Genomic DNA, 24,819 nt, shown 5'->3' with positions numbered 1-24,819 from the left:
CCTCCATGCATTGTCAAGAGATCCTATATTCTTGGCCTTTCACTACATAACTTTCCATCGTCCGTTTCATCCTAAGCAAATCATCTTCTGTTAAGTCACGTACGACTCTTGCAGGAGTGCCTAGTGAAAGAGTATAGGGTGGAATTTTCGTATTTTCTGTTACTAAAGATCCTGCTCCTACTAAAGCATATTCACCGATGTCAGCGCCGTTTAAGACGATAGCCCCCATCCCGATTAATGTACCTTGGCCTATCGTTGCGCCATGAATAATTGCACCGTGACCCACAGATACCTCACTCTGAACAATTAGCGGCTGAGCGGTGTTAACATGCCCAATGACGCCATCTTGAATATTGCAGCGCTCACCTATTATGATAGGCGCTAGATCTCCCCGGAGCACCGCGTTGTACCATATTGTCGAATCCTTACCAACTGTTAGCTCGCCAATAACCTTCGCCCCCTCGGCCACAAATACCGACGGATCCAGGTTTGGTCTTCTTCCTAGGTATTCAATCAGCACTACGAATCACTCTCCCGCCATTTAGTTGGGAGTGATTGTAGCAATACGATACACTGTTGTCAACGAGGATAAGTATTACCTTGCCTAATCCTTATGCAACTGCCCAGTTGCCATCTTGCCAAATCCGGTAGTCTGAACATACCGTTCCCCATCTCCATTCTCTCCGATACGGATCATACCCAGATGCAGCATCATTCGAAGAATCCGCTCTTCGAATATTGATTTGGGAGTATCATAGAAGAATGCAGCTATTAGGGACTCTAATTTCTGATACAATGATGCTACACTTACCCAGTCCGCAGAAGATCTTTCGATCCAATAAATAATCGAGAGCAGATTCGGTATCGGTATTTTGTATAGCCTTAACCAGAAGACTACGAACTGTAGCATCGTATCACCATGTTCCTCCTTGAGGTAGGACAAGCCGCTCGAGGTGAGCCTCAAGCTGTCTCCTTCCTCTTTAATTAGGCGGATATGATAGGCGTAGTCATATAGCAGTGAGAAACGACTTGGATAATCCTTGAAGCGGCGGCCATAACCAAATCTCCAGCCTTTGCCAACTAGCGGCTCGCTCACATGCAGCATCTCCATGATCTGTAATTGGCTGCGCCGATACATGACCCCTTCCGCATTAAGAGCGACACTATGGTTCAGAACATATTCCAGGAACAAGTGTAAATCGGTCGACATAAGGTCAGACTCTTCCCGGTATATAACCGGTTCTTGCTCTGCCAGTACAACCTCTGATCTCATGCGTTTCACCATTACCTCACGGAATCTACGCCGCAGATCATCAGGAACCTCGAATAAGTAACGAGTTGTAGGTGTTGCTCCCTGGAATAGCCAGGCGCGCTGTCTGAACCGCGAGATAACCTCACGGGGATTCTCACGCTCTTGCTCTTGTTCCTTCTCCTGATTGCGCTCGATCTTTGCCGCTCGCGACTGCTTGGCACAAGCCAGTAAATCCTCAAGACTGAATTGCTTCCGGCCATCGAACAGAAGGGCGTTCAAAAAACGTAAGTCTTCCATGCTCATTTCATCCAGATGATGCTCGATGAAGCCGCGCCGCCCTACTGTCTGCAGGATGGATTGAATCAGTTCATGCTTGGAGTTTCCGTTGCAATCGCACTGATAATGGTTCGCTATTCTGCTGAGTTGTGCAATATCAGCATAAGTTAGCATATCCGCCAGATTCATAGGTTACCGCCTCGCCGTTTTAATACCATTATGGGAAATTTGACGGTAATTATTCCTTCATACTAAAAAAACCAGCCCTTATGGCGGTTCTACATGAAATAGGTCATTCAATAAAATCTCGCTTATCCTCAAGATGGCGCGTACAATTATAGAGGCGCATATCCCAATTGTGATCATTTTTCTCTAATATGGTCAAGGACAGATTGCCGATTCGCTCCGTACACTTATTTTGATATAAAGCTGTAAATAGTTGAGCAAGCAAGCCACCGTGGGAGATCACAAGCACATTATTGTCGCTATATTTCTCACCGATCTCTTTCATAAATGATAAAGCCCTCTCTTGAATCGCTTCATCGCTCTCTTGACCGAGTTCTAACTGCCTCCAATCCACACCCCAGAGCGTCTCCCGCTCCTGAGCTGTTAACCCCTCTACTTGACCAAAGGCTTTCTCAATCAATCTTGAATCAGGATCATATAACGGAATATTCAAAGCTTTAGCAATAATCTCTCCCGTCTCTTGAGCCCGAGATAAACCGCTCGTAATGACGAAATCCCATTGATACTCTTGTTCCGTAAGCAGTCGATCCGCTAATTTTCTCGCTTGACTGCGCCCTTCTTCATTCAGAGGAATATCACTCTGCCCTTGAATTCTTCCGATCTTATTCCAGTCTGTTAATCCATGACGTATCAAGCCAACTAGCATAATCAACCTCCCAAAAATGAAAGACTATAAAAAAATTATATTTGTTCAAAAAGATCAGTTTTCAGCACCGAGAAGGTTGGATGAAGCCCCTCTACAAAGATAAACACTTCTTCCGGAGAAGAAGCGTCTCTATACTAAGCAGATATCACGTTATCTCTTGGAGCGGCGGATACCCTTCCAGGATACGATGGCAAGAACCATGCCCCCCATCGATAAGTACATCCAATACTGAGGATAGGTCGGGCCCATTTGCACTACAAACGGATCAACAAAGCCACGGACTTCGGTCGGCAGGCTAAAGGAGACATTGCTAATCTTCTCACTATCGGTTGCTGCTACCGCGGTCGGCAGAACACCCGTCAAAGATTCATACTTCGAGTCGTTCTCCAATTTTCCACCCATCACGAACAGTAATGCGCTGCACAGAAATACCACCAGGAAGCATGCCGCCCATAATGAGACGCGCCTGCTGATTCGTTTATGGTACCCAGGGTCCCGCACATCTGGAGCAAGCCAGGGGGATTCCGAGTATATCCTGTCCATCACCCTACGGTTAACGGTTTCGGCTTGTTCATCAGTTATCTCGAACGGCAGATCATGAACTACCTCCAGACTTTCCTGCCAGAAACGATATTCTACCGCGCAAGTTTCACAACCCAAGACATGCCATTCCAACCTTTGTCTAAGTGGATCATCCTGCGGAAGATCCGGAAGTAGTGGAAATAATTGCTCCGCCTCACTACAATTCATCTGCTTTTCATCCCTTCATAATGCTCGAAGCTCGGCTCATAGAAATAGGGTTCAAGCTGACTTTTTACGCTGCTGCGTGCTCGAAACAACAAGGATTTCACAGCACTAACGCTTTGACCGAGAATGCTTGCGATTTCCTGGTAGTCCAGCTGGTCGTACTCACGTAATATAAGCGCCGATCGCTGTTTTTCCGGAAGGTTGTTAATCGCTTCGCGCACGAGGACAACGCGTTCATTTCGCAGAACTGCCTGCTCAGGAACAAGCTCGTGCGGAGCAACCGGTATGTATCCACTCTCTTCTAACGGCACATTGCCGCTTCGCTGCTTACGCAATTCACTTAAAACTGTATTTCTTGCAATCGTATAAAGCCAGGTAGAGAAGGAAGCATCAACTTCACGGAATGAGTGCAAACTTCGAAATGCTTTATAAAAAGTCTCAGAACAAATATCCTCTGCCAACAATTCCAATTGAGCGCTTTTTAACATGTGATATACAAATGCCAAAATTTTGCGTTGATACCTTCGCATCAACTCCGAGTACAACTCGGTATTGCCTTCTTTTATTTCACGAATCATCTGGGAATCCGTCATTTAAGTGCGAACCTCCTCGCCCATCCATGCGCTTATTCCCCGTTCGATTCTTATACATTATTACCGAACAGGATTAAAAAAGTTGCGGTTTGCTTATGTAATATATTTAAAAAACATCCATATGATGACGTCATTATCAATTCATATTGCAATCCTTCAATATTATACCATAGAAGGAGGAAGTATAAAAATATGTCTAGGCTAAGACAACTTCATCTAGCCGAATAGGATAACATTAACCTTCATTACGGCATAAATTATATTTATAGGAAGTTCAAAAAGTGGCCCGTCCCTAACTTCATCTACCTTCTCGCTAAAAAAATTCGAACTTTTTGAACAAGCACTTTAAGTGCGTATCCACAATTTCACAAACGGAAGAAGGTAATAGCATGTCTTCTCCCGGCAAAGGCAGCAAAGCCAGAAATGGCAGCTCTAAAAATGGCAATTCAAACAGTAATTCTAACAGTAAATCTTCCAAATCAAAACAACAAAAGCCCGGGAGCATTGAAGCCGCTGTTGCCGCCCTGCTGTTAACTGGCAAATTAAAAGTGGACTCGGTCGAATTGTTCAGAGAAGCTTCTGTCGTCATCAGCTTGATTGGCCAATACAAAACACTCGGCTCCGGCAACGGATCGAACATAGATACGCTTGTTTCATTTTTTCAGAACAATGGCGATCTCACAATAAATGATGTATTTGCCGCAATGAAGAAAATGACAGATTAAATGGCTCATATTTTAATCGTAAGGAGGCCTCAAAATTGGAAGAGTTTGATGGCGTAGGATTTGCTGAGCTTGTTATTTTGATAGTCGTTTTTGGCTTAATATTCTTCGGATCGACGGAGATTGCCGATTACACTTCTGGACCAACTCCGCTTTAAGCTGTTTGTATTACGCGTCTTAGGGTTTCATTTCTTTATTGTTCAGCACCTGTACTTCTGGAGATAAGGTATCGCCTGCTCGGGTCGTTGCCTCAACCAACTGTATTATATTTTTATATGTTTGCTGAGCCCCCAGCACCAGTAGTGCCCGGCCAATAGTCGTTAGTCTGAGCTGTCTTGAACAGAAGCCCCCCATTGTCATCACCCAAGGAACTGTTGGTGAAGTGTTGGAAATTACAACCTTCTCCGGCAGTTCTTCTTATCCGCCAACAGCTGGAACGAGCCGGAGATAGCCGGAATAACCGCTTTGGAATTCCCCCTCCCTACACTATAAACTTCATTACCTTGATCATCCCGCCCATGGTGAATCAATCTGCCCTGTTCCTGCGGAAGTAGCTTATCGAACAAATACGAATTCAATATCTCCTCCTTCGTTGGTTTGCGATCTCGCGGCAATCGGTTTAAGTGATAAGCTGCAGCTAGAACAGATGTATGTGTTCCCCCATAACAGTTGTAAATGTAAATCATGCATCCTGTTCCCTTCATAAGTATTTATTAAAGTTCAATGTATCCTGTTATCTCTCAAGATATTCTTTGATGTCTTAATTCAAGATGTGGAGACACCGTATTTTCCCATATATATAAAAGATATTTTGGGGGACGATAATTCGCGGGGAATAAAATATGTATTGGAGGAAACGCCAATGAAAAAACTGTCAGCTGTCCTGCTGTCCGCTACTCTTCTGCTTTCATTCGCATCAGCTGCTTCTGCCGCTCCTGCCCATCAGACTAAGGCGCATGAGCACAAAGCACATGAGCACAAAATGCACATGCATAAGGAAAAAGCAGCAAAGCATAAAGTACATGCGAAGAGTATCAAGGCAAAGAGCATCAAGACAAAGGCTACTGAAATGCCTCGTACAGGCTTCGGTGGCGCAAGCGAACAAACAGAATAGAGGAGCTGAGAGAGGGAACTCCCCCTCTTTCTATTATTTACCAAGATGAAAATGCTACGATGGAAGCTCACGATAATTACGATGCTTATTGCCTTTACTTGCTCAAGCTGTTCAGCCCCAGACTCTGCACAAATACAGAAGGCTCCAACCGATTTTCCTCAGGCTTCGTCCAAGGTGGCGACTGATAGTAATTTAATACAGACTGACGATTCACATAAGGCTTCCGAATACTCAGTACATACTCCCCCTACTGAGCCATTCTTGCCTAATCATCTATATATCCCAAGTATTAATGTCTTTGCACGAATCATGCCAGTTGGCGTTACAGAAAATGGACAAATGGATGTACCTGAGGATACTAATATCGCAGGCATTCTTCAGCCTGGGGTCCTTCCCGGAGCCAAGGGTAATGTCAATATGGACGGGCATGTGGACAGCTATACCTGCCAGCCATCTTTTTTAATCTGAAGAAGCTCCTTCCAGGTGACGTCATCATCGTCTCAAATAACACAGGTCAACGTCTGACTTATGTTGTTGATAGCGTCGAAACCTTCATTACGGCTGAAGCACCACTGGAAAGAATCTTCGGTGATACGGACGAGCACAGACTCAATCTGATTACTTGCACAGGAAGATACAGTCGTAAGAAAAAGAGCATGAGATGCGTCTCGTCGTGTTCGCCCAATTGCTGAAATAATTTTAGCGGACGAGCAGTACTACTAACCAAAATAAAAAAAAAACGTCACTTCGTAATTGAAGTGACGCATGCTCACTAGCGAGCAACAGATATTGGATAGGAGTGGAGAGAAACCATACTGTGCTTTTATTATAATGTATCCGTTTTCATTCTGTCAACACATTTTTTTAGCGCTTACATTGTAGGTAAACTACAAATTTTCCATATGATGTATTTGGGTTTTGAAATCAAAAAGCAGGGTCACACAGACCCCGCTTTTCGTTATGTTTATAAGAATAGTAATCAGACATATACGGTGTAGCCCATCGATTGCAAATGCTCTTTGGCTCGCTCCATAGCGCTCTCTTGACGGAAGGACAAATGTAGCAGTCCAGGCACATCTTCTCGGCTCTCAACAATCTGAATATTGCTCAGGTTAATGTTCTGATCACCAAGCTCCGTCGTAATAAGTCCGATAATCCCCGGATGGTCTGGGACATTGATATACAAATCGAACAGCGATGAGATCATGCCTTTACGACGCTCAGGAAGCTCGCTACGGAATCGGTTTGCTTTGACGAAGGAATCGACGATTCCCTCCCCATTCCTGTCCTCCAGCATGGAGATAAAGCCACCGATCTCTTCATTCCAATCCTTAAGCAGCGACAGTACCACGTCGCGATTGCTTAGCAGAATATCACGCCAAATGATCGGATCGCTGGAAGCAATCCGCGTAATATCGCGAAATCCACCTGCAGCAAGGGTCCGATACAAGCCGTTGGAAGCATTATAATTACACACCTGATTCACAAGCGCTACCGCAATGATATGCGGCAAATGACTAATCGCACCAACGATCTCATCATGCTGAACAGGATTAACCCGTACGACCTGCGCCCTTGTATATTGTAGAAGTTGCTCCAGTTTGACAAAAGCCTCATCTGGAACACCGGTTGCTGGCGTTAGAACATAGTAAGCATTCTCGAACAGCAGTGTCGAGGCCGCCTCCACACCAGATCTCTCTGAGCCAGCCATTGGATGGCCACCGATGAAATACACGTCCGGCCGTGACAGTTTCTCTGCCGCAGCAGCGATCGAGGCCTTCGTGCTACCTACATCTGTAATAATGCAGCCTGGCTTAAGCGGCAGTTCATACAGCTGCTCAAGGTACTCTTCCAGATTACCTACTGGGACACACAGAAAGATAAAATCGGCGTCACGCACCGCTTCTTCCATAGAAAGGGTCGCGGCATCTACGACACCGCGATCCAGCATCACTTCAAGCGATCCGGAACGGGGACTGTGGCCAACAACCTCAATCCCTGGCTTGCCGCGGAAACAAAGGGCAAGCGACCCACCGATCAACCCTACACCAAATATTGCAATTTTTGTAGTCATAAATTTTCACTCAATTTCTACTAAGATTATTTACTTCATATTTAACTGGATACTGGTCAAAGCTCATTGAGGTCATTTATGGCTAGATGTATGCATTCGCTAGACTCGTACCTTGCGCTGCTGAAGCACCTGCTCCAGAGCCGCAATAAACTTCTGATTCTGGTTCTCTGAACCAACCGTTACCCGAATGTAATTCGGATATTTAGAGAAGCCACCACGTATAATGACTCCTAGCTTAAGCAGTTCCTGGAACATCTCTTGTGCGGGAGTCTCCACGTCAACCATAATGAAATTGCCATGAGCCGGGAAATATGACAGCTTCAGACGATCGAATTCACCATATAAGTATTCAATTCCTTTGGCATTCTTCTCGCGGCATTCTACTACGAACTGATGATCTGCAATTGATGCTCTCGCTGCAGCCTGACCGATTCGGGAGGTGTTGAATGGCTCACGCACCTGATTGATTAGTTTGATAACGGCAGGCTGGCCCACACCATAACCTATGCGCAAGGAGGCCAGACCGTAGATTTTAGAGAATGTGCGCAGCACAACCAAGTTCGGATATTTATCCAACAACTGGATACCATTTGCATAAGACGGATCAGTAACAAACTCGGCATATGCTTCATCCAAAACGACGAGCACTTGGCCAGGAATACGGTCCAGAAAAGCGATCAAATCCGCCTTAGGTACGATAGTCCCCGTCGGATTGTTAGGATTACAGATCCATACAACCTTGGTTCGATCATTAACCGCCTGAAGCATCGCCTCCAGATCATGCGTTCCCTCTAGCAGAGGAACCTCGATGCTGACTGCGCCCTCGATATCGGCATTGCTCTTATAGACGGAGAAAGTCTGATCCGCCATGATAGTCTCGTCTCCCGGAAGGAAGAAAGCTCTGGTAATAAGGGCAATTATCTCATCCGAACCACAGCCGAAAATAATTTGATTAGAATTTACCCCAAGATGACTCGCTAAGTCTTCGGTTAATTCCACCGCACTTCCGTCAGGATAAATGCTGATATTAGCAAGCTCCGCTTCGATCGCTGCACGAACGCGAGGGGAGCAGCCATATGGATTCTCATTAGATGCGAGCTTGATAACTTCAGTAAGACCAAGCTCCCGCTTGACTGCCTCGATCGGCTTACCAGGTTGGTAGACCGGAAGGTTCACAATTTGCGGTTTTGGCAACATGTATATCTCTCCCTTCGTTCTAAATGAAATTACACTCTTAATTTTGCCACAAAGTCACGAATTTGCAACAAGCCCTGCTCCTTCGTCGCTTCACTCTGTAATAATGGTAATGCTTCCTCGATAGTACGCACAATAGCACTACCGACTACGACCCCATCACAGAACTCAGCAAAATGCTGAGCCTGCTCTCGACTTGAAATGCCGAAGCCAACGGCGACAGGAAGATCGGTGTCGTCCTTCACGGTCTTGATGAAATCATCCACTCCTTGGGCAAAAAAAGCCCTTTCTCCTGTAACGCCGAGCGAGGATACGCAATATATGAATCCACGTGCCCGGGACACTATGCGATGAATCCGTTCATTCGAGGTCGGAGCGACAAGAGGCACGAGATGAACATTCGCCTCATCAGCCAGTTGTAAGACCTCTTCCGATTCCTCATACGGCAAATCGGGAATGATGAGCCCGCTAATTCCCGCTTCCTTAACGAGCTGGAAGAAGCGTTCAAGCCCTGTCTGCAGAACCGGATTGAAGTAAGTAAATAGCACAATCGGCATTTTAATGCCGTTCTCTAGCTTGGCGGGCTACATCGATGCAGGTCTCGATCGTTACATGATAGGCAAGTGCACGCTCAGAAGCACGCTGAATAACGGGACCATCAGCTAATGGATCGGAATAAGGGACGCCTAGCTCAACGATGTTCGCACCTGCCTGCTCAACTGCTTGTAATATATCCAGTGTTGTCTCTACATCAGGATCGCCAACCGTAATGAACGGAATCAGTGCTGTTCTGCCTTCCTTGCGAAGCCGGGCAAAGGTCTGATCCATCAGATTCATTTCCGCAGTCTTCATAGCGCAGCTCCCCCTTCAGTGTAAGCCATGATCGACTCTACATCTTTGTCACCGCGCCCTGACAGACAAATAACAATGATCTGTTCGTTGTTCATCTCCGGCGCCATCTTCATAACTTGAGCTACAGCATGTGCCGACTCCAGCGCAGGGATAATTCCTTCTGTTCTGCTTAGCAACTGCAGAGCCTCAAGCGCCTCCTTGTCGGTAATCGGATAGTAACGCGCTCGTTCTATATCTTTTAAGTAAGAGTGCTCAGGTCCGATACCCGGATAGTCGAGACCGGCTGAAATCGAATGCGCCGGCTTAACCTGTCCATATTCATCCTGCAGCAAATAACTAAGCGAGCCTTGGAATACTCCCTTGCTTCCCATCGTCATAGTTGCTGCATGATACTCCGTATCAATGCCTCTGCCAGCTGCCTCTGCACCAATCAATTGCACCATCGAATCCTCGATAAATGGATAGAACATACCGATTGCATTGCTGCCACCGCCAACCGCTGCGACGAGCATATCCGGCAGTCTACCTTCAGCATCCAGGATCTGGCGGCGGGTCTCATCGCCGATGATCCGCTGGAAATTGCGAACCATCATCGGATACGGATGTGGTCCAGTAGCCGAGCCAAGAATATAGAAGGTGTCCTCGACATGACTGACCCAATAGCGCAAAGCCTCGTTACAAGCGTCCTTCAGGGTGCGTGTTCCGGACACGACAGGTACTACCTCTGCCCCGAGCAGCTTCATGCGGAATACATTAAGCTGTTGACGCTTCGTATCTTCTTCTCCCATGAACACTTTGCACTCCAGACCGAGCAGTGCTGCGACCGTAGCCGTAGCCACGCCGTGCTGGCCTGCTCCTGTCTCAGCTATGACTTTTTTCTTACCCATACGTTTTGCCAGAATTCCCTGACCGATCGCATTGTTGATTTTATGGGCTCCGGTATGGTTCAAATCCTCACGCTTCAAGTAGATCTTCGCCCCGCCCAAACTCTCCGTCAACCGCTCCGCATAATATAATGGGGTCTCCCTACCAGAATACTGTTTCAGTAAATAAGCAATTTCCGATTGAAAATCGAGATCATCTTTGTATTTATTGTAGGATTCCTCAAGCTCAATTAACGCGTTCATTAACGTCTCCGGGACATAGCGGCCACCAAATGGACCGAACCGCCCGTTCTCATCAGGAACTTGTGCCATCTTTCCCTTCACCCTCTCCACGAATGCTGTTATTTTATCTATATCCTTGCTTCCATTTATCTCTACACCACTCGAGACATTTACGCCTTCCGGTTGTATCTTCCTCATCAGTTCAGTTACGTTATCGGGATTAAGCCCACCAGCGATCCAGCAAGGAATGCCTTGTGCCTTGGCCCAAGCTTGATAAGGTATAGCCCTCTCCCAGGCAAAAGAGATCCCCGAACCGCCGCCATAAATCGGGTCATATGTGTCCAACAGAATGCCGTCTATAGCACCTGCATAATCTTCGATCTTCAGTTCTCCGCTCAATGACCCGCTCTCCTGTACGGAGAAGGCCTTGATCACCTGAACACCCAGTCGTTCCCGTATCCCCAAGCAAAACTCTGGACTCTCACTGCCATGCAGTTGAACGACATCCAGCCCGGCTGTCTTTACAATATCGGAAAGTTCCGTTAATTCGGGATTTACAAATACGCCAACGCTCTTTGGGATTTCTGATGTCTTCCATTCCTTGAGCTGCGCCGTTAGCTCAGCCGCTTGGGCTGCACTCACTTGTCGCTTACTCTTGGCAAAGACAAATCCAACATAATCCACGGGTAAATGTATCATCGATTTTAGCACTTCAACGGATTGAAGTCCACATATTTTTATTGTAGTTTCATTCATTTTCATGAACGCCCTTTCCGAAAACAGCTCGAACGCCATCTTGCTCTAGCGCGCCCATCAACTCATTCACCGCTTGATCAACACGAGCCTGTCTCATAAAAGTCTCGCCAATGAGGAGTCCCTTCGCACCTGCCTGAGCCAAATACCGAACATCCTCAGGAGTACGAATTCCGCTCTCGCTAATTAATGTCACCTCTGCAGGTACCATCGAGGACAATTCAGCCGTTGTCTCAAGCCGCGTCTCAAAGGTATGCAGGTTACGATTATTAATCCCGATTAATGGCGCATCTCCTAGCGATAAAGCCCGTTCCATTTCATTCCGATCATGAACCTCAAGTAAAACGTCCAGATCTAGAGAGGCGGCCGTCCGCATAAATCTACGAAGCTGCCCGTCATCCAGGATCGCTGCAATCAACAGAATCGCATCCGCGCCAAGGAGCCTTGCCTCATAAATCTGAATTTCATCGATGATGAAGTCCTTACGCAGCAGCGGAAGCTTAACATGATCACGGATTTGCTGCAAATAGGAGCTGCTTCCTTGGAAGTAGATCTCATCGGTCAAGACCGAAATACAATCCGCTGCTGCAGTCTCATAGCTGCGCGCGATCTCCACTGGATTGAAATCGGAACGGATCAACCCTTTGGACGGTGATGCCTTCTTCACCTCGGCGATCAGCCCTAATTCCCGCTTGTTTCTTACGGAGAGTGCCCGATGAAATCCACGTGTTGGCGGAAGCAGAGCGATTTGACGCTCTGCTTCCATTCGTGTTAACCGGTCGGTCAGCTTCTGAACTTCCAGTCTCTTCGTCTCCACAATTTTATCAAGATACATAACTAAATTCCTCCGTTGTATGAATAAGCTGTTCCAACTTACTGGAAGCTTTTCCTGAATCGATCGACTCGGCGGCAATGACGACTCCCTCACGAATGCTGTCAGCCAGACCGGACACATAAATGCAAGCCCCTGCATTCGCCAGCACCACATCACGATATGCCCCCTTCTCACCCTGAAGCACTCGCGAGATGATCTCAGCGTTCGTAGCAGGATCTCCTCCCATCATCTCGCTAAGCGGATAACTCTTTAAACCGATATCCTCCGGTTGGATCTCGTAAGTTTTTACTTCTCCGTCCTTAAGTTCGGAGATTCGGGTTGGCGATGAGATACTGATCTCATCAAGCCCTTCCTGACTCGTTACGACGAGCGCACGCTTGGAACCTAGCTCACGAAGCACGCTAGCAATCGTCTGAGTCTTGTCGGCATCATATATTCCCAACACTTGCCGATCAGCACCGGCAGGATTCGTCAACGGACCGAGCATATTGAATACGGTCCGTACTCCCAATTCCTTGCGCGGTCCTGCCGCGTATTTCATAGACGGATGATAAATCTGCGCGAACAGGAAGCAGATTCCGATCTGGTCCAGGCAACGCTTCGCCTGATCTGGATCCAGGTGGATGTTCACTCCTAGCGCTTCTAACACATCCGCGCTGCCAGCACGACCAGAAGCAGAGCGGTTGCCGTGCTTAGCTACCCGAACAGACACCGAGGAGGCAACAATCGCCGATGTCGTTGAAATATTGAATTTATGAATTCCAGAGCCACCGGTGCCGCAAGTATCCAACAGCCGTGTTGTCTCTGTGTGCATCCGGTTCCCCTGTAAGCGCATGGCCTCGGCAAATCCGGTAATCTCCTCAATCGTCTCACCCTTAATTCTAAGTGCCGTCAGAAGACCGCCAATTTGCGCCGGAGTTGATTCACCGCTCATAATGACTTCCATAACGTCCTTCGCTTCTTGTCTCGCCAAATGCTGGCCGGCAATGACTCGCTGTAACCCGGATTGCACAATTTGCTGTCCGTTCATATTCTCTACTCCCTTCTTAGCCCTGCAGGCGTATATTCATATAAATAATCCTGATTGATTACCGCTTCATCCTTCTCCGGTACCGGGAACATCTGCTCAGCAATCCGTATCGCCGTTAACAAAGCCTTCGCCTTATTGACTGATTCCTCATATTCATTCTCCGGTATAGAATCCCATACGATCCCGCCCCCAGCTTGCACATAAGCCTTGCCGTTCTTGAATACGATCGTTCGGATTGTAATACAAGAATCCATATTCCCCGAAAAACCGAGATAGCCGATCGCTCCTGCGTAAGTTCCTCTAGCTTGATGCTCCAGCTCGGCGATAATCTCCATCGCTCTCAACTTCGGCGCGCCTGATACGGTTCCCGCTGGCATGCAGGACAGAAAAGCATCGAAGAAATCCTTGTCGCTCCGCATTTTACCGGATACCTTGGAGACCATATGCATGATGTGCGAATAGCGTTCGATATTCATATACGAGTCACATTTTACACTGCCGAACTCTGATACTCTGCCGAGATCATTGCGTCCCAAGTCAACTAGCATCAGATGTTCCGCCCGTTCCTTCTCATCCTGCAGTAGCTCGGTTTCGAGCGCTAGATCCTCTGCAGGGGTAGCGCCGCGCGGTCTGGAACCAGCAATCGGTCTTGTCTCAACGCGATCTCCCTCCACTTTCACTAGCACTTCAGGCGAAGTACCAACAATAATCTCGTCGTCCATTTTGAGATAATACATATATGGTGAGGGATTCAGTGTCCTCAGTACTCTATATACATGAAGTGGATCGACATCTGTCTCTATATGGAACCGCTGCGATAATACAACCTGGAATATATCACCTGCCCGAATATACTCTCTACCTTTCTCAACGTTCGCGATGAACTGCTCCTTTGTCAGATTGGAACGTACATCTCCGAGTTCTACTTGCGAAGGAATCGGCTTGCGGTTGAACTTCTCGGCCGGATCCTCCTCTTGTAGAAAAGCAGCTGCTTCATCAAGCTTTAGCTCTGCCTCACGATAAGCCATGCGGATATCTTCCTCGTGATCGCCATCCTTGACATGCACATTGGCAATCAGCAGAATACGCTGCTTCACGTGATCGAATACGATAATCTGATCGCAGAACATGAACTGCAGGTCATTCATATTAAGATCATCAATCCGGTGCTCCGGCAGCTTCTCATAGTATTGCAGCAGATCATATCCGAAGAAACCAATCGCTCCTCCGGTGAATGGTGGCAATTCAGGAAGCATCGGGCTTCGAAATCCCCTTAGGATGGAGCGAAGCTCCTCTACAGGCTTTTGCGACTGTTTCTTCTCCTTGACACCGCCGCGCTCTACAACTAGCTGGCCTTTCTTAGCGGTAATCATCATGAATGGATCTTTGCCGATGAAGGAATAGCGCGCCCAGTTCACGCCACCCTCTACACTTTCCAGCAAAAATGCCCGTTCCCGCTCAGCGATTCGCCGAAAAATACGAATAGGCGACTCCATATCCGCCAGTAATGTGCGCACAATCGGAATCAAGTTATATTCTTTCGCCAGTGCAATTACCTGCTCAACCTGTGGGGTTGTCATGCTCGATCACTTCCTTCTTCTCAATATTTATAAACGGTTTGAACTTCCTCTTATAGGAAAACAAAAAAACCTCTACCGAAGTAGAGGTTACTTAGATTCGCAGTATGAAGTGATGTCTGATCCTGTACTAAACCGTCAGGCATACGGAATGAGGGTCACAGAAATTACAAGTCCCTAAACAAACGTGGTCTTATAACTTCCCATGGAACAGAAAATACACCTGTCCCGCACATAAGTTACCCATAGATTCATTCTTCTGTATATCCTAACTATTCAGACATACTATCTGAACCAGACTATTCTCTCAGCTAAACTCTGCTCTGCTCATCTCAACTCTACTCAGCTCAAAAACCATTCTTAACCAAAATCTTAAAATTAATATACATGATTCTTTGCCAGTTGGCAACTTTCTTTTTTTACCTAATCCAAACAACATTCGGGTATTAAGCTTGCCCGCTGATATCTGGACGAAGGCTTCTAGCCTCATTCATATAGATATGCTTCATTTCCCGTTGTGTCTTATTCGTATTTACATGAATCAACAATCGGATGCACTTCGGAAGCGCGTTCTTTACCGGAATCTCGGTCGAACACATCAGCGGAACCATATCCCAGCCCTGCAGCACACGAATTGCCTTAGCAGGAAAAACAGCATCAAGATCCGGCGTAACAGTAATCCAAACGCTGCAAATATCCTCAGGCAAAATCTCGTTGGCAGCGACGACTTTTTTCAATAGCTCTGCAGTAGCGTCCAGTATTTCTTGTTCTTCGTTATGAGCTACCGTCGTTGCTCCGCGGATGCCGCGATTATACATTCTGTCTTTCCCCTTTCAATTCCTTGATAACCCGGCGCACCTCATCTAGTGTCACATCGGAGACGATTTCCACTTTTCCAATTTGAACCGGGAGTACGAATACTATTTTGTTCTCTGTAAACTTCTTGTCATGCATCATGGCCGAGATCAGTTGCTCTTCGTCCAAATGCTCTGGCATGGCTATTGGAAGTCCAAAGCCTTGCAGAAGCTCTATTGTCTTCTCATAAAGTGCTTCCTCTTTGCCGCGATGAACGGCAATCAAGGCTGAAGCGGCCATACCAATGGAGATGGCCTCACCATGCAAATACTCACCATAGCCTCCGGTTGCCTCAATCGCATGGCCAAGCGTATGGCCGAGATTGAGGATCGCGCGAAGTCCTTGCTCCCGCTCATCGGCTGCTACAACCTTCGCTTTAATTCCACAGCCCTGAATCAATCCATATTCCAAAGCTTCCGGGTCCAGCGACAGCAATTTATCAGTATTGTCCTCACACCAGACTGCGAACTGTTCGTCCCAGATCAAGCCATGCTTCACCATCTCAGCCAAGCCAGCACGAATTTCGCGATCCGGCAGAGTCTGCAAAGAACTAACATCATAGAGAACCATCTCAGGCTGATAGAAAGCACCGATCATATTTTTAGCTAAGCGATGGTTGACCGCTACCTTTCCTCCAACGCTGCTGTCATGAGCTAGAATCGTCGTCGGCATCTGCACGAAATTGACACCTCGCATGTAAGAGGCGGCAACGAAGCCTGCCAAATCACCGACTACTCCACCACCGAGGGCAATGACAGTCGATTTACGGTCTAGTCCGTTCTCGATCGCCGTCGTCATCACTTCCTCGAATACAACAAGTGACTTTGAGGGTTCTCCGGCCTGGACAATATGATGAACGGCTCGGTAGCCGCAGGACTGTAGCGAGACTTCAACCTTCGCCAAATGAAGAGGCGCCACATTATCATCTGTAACGATTAGCACCGGACTCTTCTTCGATAGCCCATGCCGTTCAAAATAATCGCCCGCTTGTTCCAACAAGCCTCCGCCAATATAGATCGGGTAGGATCGATCTCCCAAATCTACTTCCAGCGTTCTCATTAGTAGGCCTCCAGCTGAGCCAGGTAGCCCTTATAATTGCGTTCAATCTCCTCGATGGAATCGCCACCGAATTTCTCCAAGAACGCCTTCGCAACTTCCCAGGCTACAACATGCTCAAGCACCACGCTTGCAGCAGGAACAGCACAAGCATCAGAACGCTCTACCTGAGCCGTGAAGGGCTCTTTCGTATCGATATCCACGCTTTGCAGCGGTTTATATAGCGTCGGGATTGGCTTCATTACGCCACGTACAACAACGGGCATGCCGTTCGTCATACCGCCTTCGAAGCCGCCGAGACGGTTGCTCGCCCGGTAGTATCCATGTTCTTCACTGTATAGAATTTCATCATGTACCTTAGAACCAGGTATCGTGCCTGCCTCAAAGCCAATCCCAATCTCTACACCTTTGAAAGCATTAATCGACATAACCGCTTGAGCGATTCGTCCATCCAGCTTGCGGTCGTATTGCACATGACTACCGAGTCCAACTGGCACGCCTTCCACGATACATTCAACGATTCCGCCGATTGAATCGCCTTCAGCCTTAATTTTATCGATATATTCCTCCATCTTCTTCTCTGTAGCCTTATCCGCTACACGCACAGAGGACTGTTCAGTAATCTCTATCAGCTCATCCAGCGACAATTGATGAGGAGGCGCTTCGATCTCACCGATTCTCTTCACCTGACCGCCGATCTTAATGCCAAAGTGACCGAGGAACTGTTTGGCAATTGCGCCAACAGCGACACGGACAGCGGTCTCGCGTGCACTGGAGCGTTCTAGCACATTACGCAGATCCTTCAGATCATATTTCAGTCCGCCATTCAAGTCAGCGTGACCAGGACAAGGCCGGTGAACCCGGCGTTTCTCTTCGTCAGTGCCTTCAATAGGCTCAATATTCATAATGTTGCGCCAATGCGTCCAGTCATTATTCTCAACTACAATAGCGACGGGTGCACCGGTCGTATATCCATGGCGAACGCCACCCACAATATTGGCGGTATCCTTCTCGATTTGCATCCGTCTGCCACGGCCATAGCCCTTCTGACGGCGTGCGAGTTCATAATTAAGCGCCTCGAAATCCAGCTGCAGATTGCTAGGCAATCCCTCGATAATAGCAGTCAACTGAGGACCATGTGTCTCCCCAGCCGTTAAATAACGCAATGTCATGCTGCGTTCCCCCTTTAAACTGTTAAACTGTAAAGAACTAAAATCCGATAATTACTCATTATAGTATATGATCTTTCTGTTTGACAAGAAAACCGTTAGGCTACAAAGAGCAACCTGATCGAAGTTAGATTCTATTCTAGCATCTCCATCGAAATGTGACTATATAGGAGATCGATCTTTTGATTTCACTATAACAAAACGCACCCCCTTCAATTTACAGAAGGATGGTGCGTTTTTCGTTTATTTCGTTGCCGACTTTCTATGCCCAGCGGTAGCAGAAGAATGCCCATACAAATCTTCTGCGCCGTTCGCAAGCAAATCGTCGAGCTGTTTCCTCTCAATCCCTAGTACCTGAGCGCATTCCTGCGGGGTAAGGAACCCACGTCGATATGCGTTAATCACCTTTCTCTTGTCCATAAGCTGACCTCCACGTGATACCTAATCGTGCTACCTCTGATACTCTCATTATCGGATAAGAGAGTCAGGAATATACTGCGTGGAATCAAGCTTTTTTGCGGTAGAAGAAAGTCTCCGACGTCTCCAGGTCATATTGACCAGGCGAGAAGATCTGCTCTGTACTACCAACGAAGAGAACACCACCCGGCCTTAATGAACGGGCAAATTTATGGTACAGCTCATGCTTTGCCTCTTCCGTAAAATAGATCATCACATTGCGGCATACGATCAGATCAAAGCCTTCCTCAAAAGAATCGGCAAGCATGTTCTGCTTCTTAAAGGTTACATGCTTCTTGAGACCTTCGTCGAATCGATACATCATGCCATCCTGAGTGAAGTACCGCTTACTTACGTCAGCCGGAACATCCTTGAGAGAGCGTTCCAGATATAAGCCTTGCGCCGCCTTGGATAACGCCCCTTCATCAATGTCCGTTGCCAGCAAATATGTACTCTGCAGCAGCCCTTTATCAGCGAGGATCATCGCCAGCGTGTAAGGTTCCTCTCCGGTTGAACAAGCAGCGCTCCATATCCTGAGTCGCGATCTTCCATCGCCGAGCACAGGCAGCACCTTGTCACGCAGAACCTCCCAGCGGTTCGGGTTACGCCAGAATTCGGACACATTGATCGTCATCTTGTCCAGGAACTCATAGAACAGAGCCTTATTCTCCATCATCGCCTTAAAGAAAGCAGTGAACGTTGAATATCCGTTCTTATTGCGCAGCGTCGTTAGACGCCGTTTCATTTGCGCTTCTTTGTATTGTGCCAAATCGATACCAGTGCTTTTCTTTACATTTTGAATGAAACCCGCATAATCGGCAGCATCATGATCTGTTGGTTCTGTCTGAAGTGCGCCAAATCCGAGTTGATTCATATCCATGAGGCAATTGTCTTCTGATAACCGAGAAGTTCTTCCGGTTCGAAGAAGTTAGCGATCTCCCGCTCTGCGCTCTCAAGGCCATCAGAACCATGAATCAAATTAAACGGCGTGTGAGCCGCAAAGTCACCTCGAATCGTACCTGGAAGCGCCTCTGTTACCTTCGTCTTACCGATAACGAGCCTTGACAGAGCGATGACATCATCACCCTCCCAGACCATGGCAAATACAGGACCGGACGTAATAAAGTCAACCAATTCACCGAAGAAGTTCTTGCTTTCATGCTCGGCGTAGTGACGTTTGGCTTGCTCTTCAGTAACTTGAACCAGCTTACCGGATACCAACTTGAAACCTTTGTCTTCAAATCTGCTAATAATTCTACCAATGAGTCCGCGTTGTACTCCATCCGGTTTTACCATTAAAAAAGTACGTTCCAAGGCAATCTCCCCCGATTTTACAATGTCATTTGTTCATGATCAAAGATATAGATAGCGGTTTCATTCGTATTTTATCAGAAAAGTGGCATTCCGTTAAGGGGTATCAATAGGTACGTCTGTTAATAAATAAAGCTATTTCTTTCAGATGGTTTCTTGGCTTTATTTCCGGTAACCCTGCCAAAGCATCCATCGCCTTATCTATAAAGCGATCTGCTAGCTGTTCGGCACGGGTAATCCCATTGCTTGAGACGATCATCTCGATTGCCTTGGACACATCTCCGCTTCCGTCGGCGGCATGAATTCCGCGAATTTCCGCGAGCAGCGGTTCCCGTAGCTTCTCCTCCTGTAGCGCATAGATGACCGGTAATGTAATATTACCCTGCCGCATATCACTGCCGGGTGGTTTGCCAATCGTCTTCTCGGTGCCACACAGATCAAGCAGATCGTCGCGAATTTGAAAGGCCATTCCGACATTGTATCCGTATTGATACAGCAGCGAGTGCACCTCTTTAGGGGCCTCTGCAGCAAGGGCTCCCAGTTGACAGCTGATAGCGATAAGAAGCGCCGTCTTGCGGCGGATTCTTAGTAAGTAATGGCGTACCGATTGATCCGTATTGAAAAAGTCACGGATCTGCTCCATTTCGCCTATCGACATCTGAACCATCGCTTTAGCGAGAATCCGATGAATCTCCGGATTTTTCAATTCAGTAGCAATCATCAAAGCTCTTGCATATATGTAATCGCCTGTATACATTGCGATTTTATTATCCCATTTCGCCTTGACTGTAGGCTTGCCTCTACGTGTCCCCGCATCATCAATGACATCGTCATGGACGAGAGAAGCGGAATGGATTAGTTCCAGTGGTACAGCCACATGCTGCAACTTCTCCAGATCATATTGTCCGAACTTCCCGCCGAGCAAAACAAATACAGGGCGAAGTCGCTTACCACCCGCCTTTAGCAAATGAAGGCTCGTCTCACTCAGTAGCTTGTCGCCGCCTTCGATACTGTTGTACAGCTGCTTTTCAATAAAATCCATATCCTTTTTCAGCGTGCCGAAAATGTCTATTAGCTTCATTCTTTCACCCGTGTCAGCATATTCTCATTCCATACATTCATTTGAACCTTGTGCTTCAAGAGCCCCAACTCATAAGCATATGAGAAGTACATGGCTAATCCTTTTTGCATTGGCTCATTAAAATCATAGCTTAAGTTATTAAAATAATGTCGCCAGTATTCCCGCGTGCCCCCGATTTCACTGCACGCCTCTTCAACCAGTGGTGACAAATCTCTAAGGCTTTGATGCTTACTCTCCTGAAAAGCACGGCTTACTTCAGTAAGCAGCTCTGGTTGGTCTTCTGCGAATGATCTCTGAACCGCCCATACGGCAAAGGTCATCCCATAACCTGTCCACTGTTTCCAGACTTCCCCTAGATCCGTGACGATAAACTCCTCATTTGACCAGGAGGCCGAAATGGCGTTATCTCCGATCAGCAAGGCGGCATCGCTATTTGCCATCATAAGATCCAGATCAGGCTCGCTGTCCCAATAGGTTGGGCTCCCTCCATACGCTTTCTCCATGATGATCTTCAATAGGTTTACCGATGTAGCCGAAGTATTCGTCAACGCGATAACTCCGTTCCGGATTTGTTCCGGCGGCTTGCGCGAGAAGAGCAAAATGGAATTAACCTGTCCGTTAGAGCTAACCGACAGGTCCGGCAGCAGAACGAACTGTTCCGCACCATATCCAAAAGCAAAGGAAAAGACCGGTGAAATATCCAGCGATCCCTCAAGCATCCTACGATTCAATATTGACGGCACTTCCGTAACGAGCCTTGACTTCTGTGATAGAGCATCCGGTTTAAAGTGATGGAACATCGGCCAACAGTTTGTATATTTTATTTTACCAATGAGGATATCTTCATTCTCCCGGTTGTTCATTGTGATCCCCCATCTCGTAAACAGAGTGTGTTCAATTCTTAAATTGTCTAGAACTTTCCCCACCAGGAAGGATACTAAATCATCAATACTGGTAGGGCCAAAATAAAACGCAGGCATAGCAGGAATCATTCTTACTCCTAGCCTGGCCAGCTTCAACATATTCTCTAGATGGATGGCATGGAGCGGTGTCTCCCGTGGAACAAGCACGAGCGGACGAGCTTCCTTCAGCATAACATCAGCTGCCCGGGCCATCAGGTTATCAGATGCGCCACAGGCGATCGACGACAAGGTGCCCATTGAGCAAGGCATGATGATCATCCCTTCCACCAGAAAAGACCCGCTAGCAATTGAAGCTCCGATATCACTAACCGGGTGGTAAATACAATCTCCCGTATAACCGGCAAAGTGTTCTTCAACAACCCGATTGCGATCTGACACATCCCAACCGAGTTCTTCCTTAATCACCCGCCAGCCGGCATTCGAAACGACCAGATGAACATCATAACCGATCCCGAGCAAGGTCTGGATCAGCTTCACCCCATAGATCGATCCGCTTGCTCCTGTGATGCCCACAACCATTGCTTTGCGTCTAATCTGATTCATTAGCGGCTCTGCACCACCAAATCGATCAGCGTAAAGGTGAAGACAACAATGCTCAGGACGCCATTCATATTGAAGAACGCAGTCTGCAGACGGCTGAGATCCGTAGGTGACACGATATGATGCTCGTAGAACAGAATCAGATAAGCGATAACCATACCAGCGATGTACCACCAGCCTAGATTGGCCATGAACAAGAGCAATACAAAACCGATTGCGGTAGCAATATGGAAGGCCTTAGCGATTTTGAGTGCACCCGCTACTCCGAATTTCACTGGAATCGAATAAAGCCCTTCCTTTGCATCGAATTCTACATCCTGACAAGCATAAATAATATCAAATCCGGCGATCCAGAAGGAAATCGTCAGATAAAGGATGATAGCTGAAGCATCGACCTTGCCAGTTACCGCTGCCCAGCCACCTAGAGGGGCTAAAGCAACCGTAAGCCCAAGCACAACATGGCAGAGCCATGTGAAGCGCTTAGTATAGGAATACAACACTAGCATCACGACTGCGATCGGTAACAATTTGAAAGAGAGAGGCTCCAGCTCCGCTGCCGCCCAGAATAAGAGTGCAAATGAGAAAATAATAAATGCAATAACCTCACCAATCTTTAACAGCCCAGCTGGGATTGCGCGCCCCTTTGTCCGTGGATTCTTGGCATCGCTGACCCTGTCGATCAGGCGGTTTAGCCCCATCGCTGCGCTCCGCGCTCCGAACATGGCCATGAGCACCCATCCGATTTGTGCCCAGGTAGGTAGCACATGGTTGATGGCGACCGAGCCAAGCAGAGCCCCCATAAAAGCGAAAGGTAATGCGAATACAGTATGTTCAAATTTGATCATCTGCAGAAATGTGATCGTTTTTTTTAGCATTATGGTGACTCCTTGATTCCAATGTGTAGAGCAGCTATACCACCGGTAAGTGGATATGCCTCAACCCGTTCCAATCCCGTCTCGCGGAAAGCTTCCTTAAGCTCCTCCGCCCCGGGAACGATGCCAACGAGTCTGGCAACCACTTGTACTGCTCATATCTCTTAGCAACTAGCTTGCCTAGCATAGGAAGCATCTTCTGAAAATAAAAATAATAAATACCCTTGAACGGCTGCCAGGTCGGCTTGGACAATTCAAGGCATACGACCATACCCCCAGGCTTCACGACACGGCGCATTTCGCGCAGCACTTGATACAGATCAGGCACGTTTCTAAGCCCAAAGCCGATCGTTGCGTAGTCGAAGCTGTTATCTTCGAATGGTAGGGCCATCGCATTGCCCTGTACGAGCGAGATTCGTTCGTCTAGACCGCGATCGTTCACCTTCCTGCGACCGAATTCCAGCATATTCTCGCTGAAGTCAAGCCCGGTAATCTGACCTCCACTTGCTTCTGCCATACTAATGGACCAATCACAGGTGCCGCAGCACAGATCGATCGCCGTATTTCCCGGCTGCATATCCATCTTCTTCATCGTAAATTTACGCCAAGCCTTATGACGCCGGAAGCTTAGAAGATCGTTCATCATATCGTATTTCGGAGCGATGCTCTCGAATACGGAGTGAACGAATTGTTCCTTCGGTTTGGAAGTTACGTTACTCATGTTCTGGTAATCACCTCAACCTTCCTGCGCCGTTCGGCGCTGTGTCGAAAGTGCAGTCTGAAACGGCTCCAGAACTGAAGCGATCTCAGCGCGGAGCTTGTCCCCTCTGCACTCTTGAATCAACATCTGAACCCGTTCAACGGATTGCTGCAGTAGCCCAGTCAATTGTTCCTTCATGTTGTATTTAATAAGCATAGCGCCCCATTCACGTTCCCGACGGTGTAGCGCCGCAGCATTTCTTTATCCTCTGACGTCCCAGTCTCAAGAATATGTAAGTAGGCGTAACCAAGGCGCTGCTCCGGTATGCTCAAGCTGTGCTTCATTTCTTCCATCACAACCTCGCAACGGCTTAACTCCGTAAGTAGCAATCGCCATACATTCTGTTTGGACTTCTCCAGCAATCCGGAGAAAGACAAGAACAGGCTCATCTTCACCTGAGTACTCTCTTTCAGGTAATCCTCGGCTGACAACAGCACCTGCTTCAGCTTCGTATAGAGCTTAACCTTGAGCGAGTTAACCTCACAAATCGCCGAGCTCATCGCCGATATCATATCGATCTCTCCGACCCCTGCCAACAGCGCAAAGAATACACTGCTGAAGTAGTCTCCGGCCAGCACTTTCATCTGTCTGGAGCGCATCTTGCTCTCCTGTTGCTCCCCACCGTCAAGATCGATCAGATCGTGCGTATCCATTCCTGACTGTACGAGAAAAGCCGCCAGTGCACAGTTCTCTGCTGATTTCTGTGTAGCGCACTCCCTGTCCATGAGAAAGGTATAAAGCAAACGAACACGGGTACCGGAAACTCCGGAAGCTCCGTG

At 47.5% G+C, this 24,819-nt stretch carries 26 protein-coding genes and 5 pseudogenes; 4 read left to right on the top strand and 27 right to left on the bottom strand.

Annotated features, from left to right (window positions below):
• Nucleotides 1-13: 13 nt before the first annotated feature.
• The 5 genes from RE628_RS10605 to RE628_RS10585 all read right to left on the bottom strand — a co-directional run bounded on the left by RE628_RS10605 (nucleotide 14) and on the right by RE628_RS10585 (nucleotide 3,760).
• Nucleotides 14-520, bottom strand: a complete 507-nt coding sequence (locus RE628_RS10605) for a gamma carbonic anhydrase family protein (RefSeq protein WP_309158653.1) — start codon at nucleotides 518-520, stop codon at nucleotides 14-16.
• 84 nt (nucleotides 521-604) lie between these two features.
• The gene (locus RE628_RS10600) at nucleotides 605-1,717 is read right to left on the bottom strand and encodes a hypothetical protein (protein WP_309158651.1); all 1,113 of its coding nucleotides are present in this window, start codon (nucleotides 1,715-1,717) and stop codon (nucleotides 605-607) included.
• A 103-nt stretch (nucleotides 1,718-1,820) separates the two neighbouring features.
• The gene (locus tag RE628_RS10595) at nucleotides 1,821-2,420 is read right to left on the bottom strand and encodes a histidine phosphatase family protein (RefSeq protein ID WP_309158650.1); all 600 of its coding nucleotides are present in this window, start codon (nucleotides 2,418-2,420) and stop codon (nucleotides 1,821-1,823) included.
• 150 nt (nucleotides 2,421-2,570) lie between these two features.
• On the bottom strand, nucleotides 2,571-3,170 hold the full coding sequence (locus RE628_RS10590; RefSeq protein WP_309158649.1) for an anti-sigma factor: 600 nt from the start codon (nucleotides 3,168-3,170) through the stop codon (nucleotides 2,571-2,573).
• Nucleotides 3,167-3,760, bottom strand: coding sequence for an RNA polymerase sigma factor (locus RE628_RS10585; protein ID WP_309158648.1), 594 nt, complete (start codon nucleotides 3,758-3,760; stop codon nucleotides 3,167-3,169). The genes RE628_RS10590 and RE628_RS10585 overlap by 4 nt, the downstream gene beginning before the upstream one ends.
• Before the next feature lie 389 nt (nucleotides 3,761-4,149).
• On the opposite strand from RE628_RS10585, the gene RE628_RS10580 reads away from it, so the two are divergent.
• Complete coding sequence (locus RE628_RS10580) at nucleotides 4,150-4,485, top strand: hypothetical protein (protein ID WP_309158647.1); 336 nt, start codon at nucleotides 4,150-4,152, stop codon at nucleotides 4,483-4,485.
• Nucleotides 4,486-4,659: 174 nt separating this feature from the next.
• Here the strand turns inward: RE628_RS10580 and RE628_RS10575 are convergent.
• A pseudogene (locus tag RE628_RS10575) lies at nucleotides 4,660-5,168 on the bottom strand (DUF3189 family protein).
• A 176-nt stretch (nucleotides 5,169-5,344) separates the two neighbouring features.
• Between RE628_RS10575 and RE628_RS10570 the strand changes: the two are divergent.
• Genes RE628_RS10570 through RE628_RS29595 form a run of 3 tightly spaced genes read left to right on the top strand, consistent with a single transcriptional unit; the run spans nucleotide 5,345 to nucleotide 6,288 of the window.
• Nucleotides 5,345-5,596, top strand: a complete 252-nt coding sequence (locus tag RE628_RS10570) for a hypothetical protein (protein ID WP_309158646.1) — start codon at nucleotides 5,345-5,347, stop codon at nucleotides 5,594-5,596.
• Nucleotides 5,597-5,647: 51 nt separating this feature from the next.
• A complete protein-coding gene (locus tag RE628_RS10565; protein ID WP_309158645.1) occupies nucleotides 5,648-6,064 on the top strand; it encodes a class F sortase in 417 nt (138 codons plus the stop codon).
• Complete coding sequence (locus RE628_RS29595) at nucleotides 6,040-6,288, top strand: class F sortase (protein ID WP_375143107.1); 249 nt, start codon at nucleotides 6,040-6,042, stop codon at nucleotides 6,286-6,288. Before RE628_RS10565 ends, RE628_RS29595 begins: the two co-directional genes overlap by 25 nt.
• A 287-nt stretch (nucleotides 6,289-6,575) precedes the next feature.
• On the opposite strand, the gene RE628_RS10560 is transcribed toward RE628_RS29595, so the two are convergent.
• The 21 genes and pseudogenes from RE628_RS10560 to RE628_RS10460 all read right to left on the bottom strand — a co-directional run bounded on the left by RE628_RS10560 (nucleotide 6,576) and on the right by RE628_RS10460 (nucleotide 24,783).
• Nucleotides 6,576-7,670 (bottom strand): prephenate dehydrogenase, encoded by a 1,095-nt coding sequence (locus tag RE628_RS10560; RefSeq protein WP_309158644.1) that lies wholly within the window; start codon nucleotides 7,668-7,670, stop codon nucleotides 6,576-6,578.
• A gap of 99 nt (nucleotides 7,671-7,769) precedes the next feature.
• Nucleotides 7,770-8,867, bottom strand: coding sequence for a histidinol-phosphate transaminase (hisC, locus tag RE628_RS10555; protein ID WP_309158643.1), 1,098 nt, complete (start codon nucleotides 8,865-8,867; stop codon nucleotides 7,770-7,772).
• A gap of 29 nt (nucleotides 8,868-8,896) precedes the next feature.
• Nucleotides 8,897-9,701: pseudogene (gene trpA / locus RE628_RS10550) on the bottom strand (tryptophan synthase subunit alpha).
• An 11-nt stretch (nucleotides 9,702-9,712) separates the two neighbouring features.
• Nucleotides 9,713-10,912 (bottom strand): tryptophan synthase subunit beta, encoded by a 1,200-nt coding sequence (gene trpB, locus RE628_RS10545; RefSeq protein ID WP_309159435.1) that lies wholly within the window; start codon nucleotides 10,910-10,912, stop codon nucleotides 9,713-9,715.
• Between the two features lie 27 nt (nucleotides 10,913-10,939).
• Nucleotides 10,940-11,578 (bottom strand): annotated as a pseudogene (locus RE628_RS10540) (phosphoribosylanthranilate isomerase); the annotation flags it as partial.
• Complete coding sequence (trpC, locus tag RE628_RS10535) at nucleotides 11,571-12,410, bottom strand: indole-3-glycerol phosphate synthase TrpC (RefSeq protein WP_309158642.1); 840 nt, start codon at nucleotides 12,408-12,410, stop codon at nucleotides 11,571-11,573. The gene trpC and the pseudogene RE628_RS10540, both read right to left, overlap by 8 nt.
• Nucleotides 12,400-13,440, bottom strand: a complete 1,041-nt coding sequence (trpD, locus tag RE628_RS10530; protein ID WP_309158641.1) for an anthranilate phosphoribosyltransferase — start codon at nucleotides 13,438-13,440, stop codon at nucleotides 12,400-12,402. Before trpD ends, trpC begins: the two co-directional genes overlap by 11 nt.
• A gap of 5 nt (nucleotides 13,441-13,445) precedes the next feature.
• The gene (gene trpE / locus RE628_RS10525; protein ID WP_309158640.1) at nucleotides 13,446-15,020 is read right to left on the bottom strand and encodes an anthranilate synthase component I; all 1,575 of its coding nucleotides are present in this window, start codon (nucleotides 15,018-15,020) and stop codon (nucleotides 13,446-13,448) included.
• A gap of 443 nt (nucleotides 15,021-15,463) precedes the next feature.
• Nucleotides 15,464-15,835 carry a chorismate mutase gene (aroH, locus tag RE628_RS10520; protein ID WP_309158639.1) on the bottom strand — a complete coding sequence of 124 codons (372 nt, stop codon included), beginning with the start codon at nucleotides 15,833-15,835 and terminating at the stop codon, nucleotides 15,464-15,466.
• Complete coding sequence (gene aroB, locus RE628_RS10515) at nucleotides 15,828-16,931, bottom strand: 3-dehydroquinate synthase (protein ID WP_309158638.1); 1,104 nt, start codon at nucleotides 16,929-16,931, stop codon at nucleotides 15,828-15,830. Before aroB ends, aroH begins: the two co-directional genes overlap by 8 nt.
• Nucleotides 16,931-18,100: a chorismate synthase gene (aroC, locus tag RE628_RS10510; protein ID WP_309158637.1), complete on the bottom strand. Its 1,170-nt coding sequence runs from the start codon at nucleotides 18,098-18,100 to the stop codon at nucleotides 16,931-16,933. Before aroC ends, aroB begins: the two co-directional genes overlap by 1 nt.
• A 240-nt stretch (nucleotides 18,101-18,340) precedes the next feature.
• Complete coding sequence (locus RE628_RS10505) at nucleotides 18,341-18,517, bottom strand: hypothetical protein (protein WP_309158636.1); 177 nt, start codon at nucleotides 18,515-18,517, stop codon at nucleotides 18,341-18,343.
• 85 nt (nucleotides 18,518-18,602) lie between these two features.
• On the bottom strand, nucleotides 18,603-19,427 hold the full coding sequence (locus RE628_RS10500; protein WP_309159434.1) for a CheR family methyltransferase: 825 nt from the start codon (nucleotides 19,425-19,427) through the stop codon (nucleotides 18,603-18,605).
• Entirely contained in the window at nucleotides 19,424-19,867 is a 444-nt protein-coding gene (gene ndk, locus RE628_RS10495) for a nucleoside-diphosphate kinase (RefSeq protein WP_309158635.1), read from the bottom strand. Before ndk ends, RE628_RS10500 begins: the two co-directional genes overlap by 4 nt.
• Before the next feature lie 103 nt (nucleotides 19,868-19,970).
• Nucleotides 19,971-20,945 (bottom strand): polyprenyl synthetase family protein, encoded by a 975-nt coding sequence (locus tag RE628_RS10490; RefSeq protein WP_309158633.1) that lies wholly within the window; start codon nucleotides 20,943-20,945, stop codon nucleotides 19,971-19,973.
• The gene (locus tag RE628_RS10485; protein WP_309159433.1) at nucleotides 20,942-21,808 is read right to left on the bottom strand and encodes a menaquinone biosynthesis protein; all 867 of its coding nucleotides are present in this window, start codon (nucleotides 21,806-21,808) and stop codon (nucleotides 20,942-20,944) included. The genes RE628_RS10490 and RE628_RS10485 overlap by 4 nt, the downstream gene beginning before the upstream one ends.
• A 6-nt stretch (nucleotides 21,809-21,814) precedes the next feature.
• Nucleotides 21,815-22,411 (bottom strand): annotated as a pseudogene (locus RE628_RS10480) (UbiX family flavin prenyltransferase); the annotation flags it as partial.
• Nucleotides 22,411-23,283 carry a UbiA-like polyprenyltransferase gene (locus RE628_RS10475; protein ID WP_309158631.1) on the bottom strand — a complete coding sequence of 291 codons (873 nt, stop codon included), beginning with the start codon at nucleotides 23,281-23,283 and terminating at the stop codon, nucleotides 22,411-22,413. The gene RE628_RS10475 and the pseudogene RE628_RS10480, both read right to left, overlap by 1 nt.
• A pseudogene (locus RE628_RS10470) lies at nucleotides 23,283-24,001 on the bottom strand (demethylmenaquinone methyltransferase). The gene RE628_RS10475 and the pseudogene RE628_RS10470 overlap by 1 nt, the downstream one beginning before the upstream one ends.
• Before the next feature lie 15 nt (nucleotides 24,002-24,016).
• Complete coding sequence (locus RE628_RS10465) at nucleotides 24,017-24,178, bottom strand: hypothetical protein (RefSeq protein WP_309158630.1); 162 nt, start codon at nucleotides 24,176-24,178, stop codon at nucleotides 24,017-24,019.
• On the bottom strand, nucleotides 24,175-24,783 hold the full coding sequence (locus RE628_RS10460; protein WP_309158629.1) for a heptaprenyl diphosphate synthase component 1: 609 nt from the start codon (nucleotides 24,781-24,783) through the stop codon (nucleotides 24,175-24,177). The genes RE628_RS10465 and RE628_RS10460 overlap by 4 nt, the downstream gene beginning before the upstream one ends.
• Nucleotides 24,784-24,819 lie beyond the last annotated feature (36 nt).

Source organism: Paenibacillus sp. D2_2 (assembly GCF_031199965.1).
Taxonomy (GTDB): domain Bacteria; phylum Bacillota; class Bacilli; order Paenibacillales; family Paenibacillaceae; genus Fontibacillus.
The sequence above is the reverse complement of the archived record's forward strand: the minus strand, read 5'-3'. Positions and strand labels throughout refer to the sequence as shown.

Bases quoted from the DNA above. Each gene is read 5' to 3' on its own strand.
- aroC (WP_309158637.1), bottom strand. From the start codon at position 18,100: ATGACATTGCGTTATTTAACGGCTGGGGAGACACATGGTCCTCAGTTG.
- trpB (WP_309159435.1), bottom strand. From the start codon at position 10,912: ATGGCACAAGTTCCTGATGAGAACGGGCGGTTCGGTCCATTTGGTGGC.
- RE628_RS10490 (WP_309158633.1), bottom strand. From the start codon at position 20,945: ATGAAGCTAATAGACATTTTCGGCACGCTGAAAAAGGATATGGATTTT.
- RE628_RS10590 (WP_309158649.1), bottom strand. From the start codon at position 3,170: ATGAATTGTAGTGAGGCGGAGCAATTATTTCCACTACTTCCGGATCTT.
- RE628_RS10485 (WP_309159433.1), bottom strand. From the start codon at position 21,808: ATGAACAACCGGGAGAATGAAGATATCCTCATTGGTAAAATAAAATAT.
- aroB (WP_309158638.1), bottom strand. From the start codon at position 16,931: ATGAGAACGCTGGAAGTAGATTTGGGAGATCGATCCTACCCGATCTAT.
- RE628_RS10500 (WP_309159434.1), bottom strand. From the start codon at position 19,427: ATGAATCAACTCGGATTTGGCGCACTTCAGACAGAACCAACAGATCAT.
- RE628_RS10600 (WP_309158651.1), bottom strand. From the start codon at position 1,717: ATGAATCTGGCGGATATGCTAACTTATGCTGATATTGCACAACTCAGC.
- hisC (WP_309158643.1), bottom strand. From the start codon at position 8,867: ATGTTGCCAAAACCGCAAATTGTGAACCTTCCGGTCTACCAACCTGGT.
- RE628_RS10475 (WP_309158631.1), bottom strand. From the start codon at position 23,283: ATGCTAAAAAAAACGATCACATTTCTGCAGATGATCAAATTTGAACAT.
- RE628_RS10505 (WP_309158636.1), bottom strand. From the start codon at position 18,517: ATGGACAAGAGAAAGGTGATTAACGCATATCGACGTGGGTTCCTTACC.
- trpC (WP_309158642.1), bottom strand. From the start codon at position 12,410: ATGTATCTTGATAAAATTGTGGAGACGAAGAGACTGGAAGTTCAGAAG.
- RE628_RS10585 (WP_309158648.1), bottom strand. From the start codon at position 3,760: ATGACGGATTCCCAGATGATTCGTGAAATAAAAGAAGGCAATACCGAG.
- RE628_RS10595 (WP_309158650.1), bottom strand. From the start codon at position 2,420: ATGCTAGTTGGCTTGATACGTCATGGATTAACAGACTGGAATAAGATC.
- RE628_RS10560 (WP_309158644.1), bottom strand. From the start codon at position 7,670: ATGACTACAAAAATTGCAATATTTGGTGTAGGGTTGATCGGTGGGTCG.
- trpD (WP_309158641.1), bottom strand. From the start codon at position 13,440: ATGAACGGACAGCAAATTGTGCAATCCGGGTTACAGCGAGTCATTGCC.
- RE628_RS10565 (WP_309158645.1), top strand. From the start codon at position 5,648: ATGCTACGATGGAAGCTCACGATAATTACGATGCTTATTGCCTTTACT.
- aroH (WP_309158639.1), bottom strand. From the start codon at position 15,835: ATGTATAATCGCGGCATCCGCGGAGCAACGACGGTAGCTCATAACGAA.
- RE628_RS10580 (WP_309158647.1), top strand. From the start codon at position 4,150: ATGTCTTCTCCCGGCAAAGGCAGCAAAGCCAGAAATGGCAGCTCTAAA.
- RE628_RS10570 (WP_309158646.1), top strand. From the start codon at position 5,345: ATGAAAAAACTGTCAGCTGTCCTGCTGTCCGCTACTCTTCTGCTTTCA.
- RE628_RS10465 (WP_309158630.1), bottom strand. From the start codon at position 24,178: ATGAAGGAACAATTGACTGGGCTACTGCAGCAATCCGTTGAACGGGTT.
- trpE (WP_309158640.1), bottom strand. From the start codon at position 15,020: ATGACAACCCCACAGGTTGAGCAGGTAATTGCACTGGCGAAAGAATAT.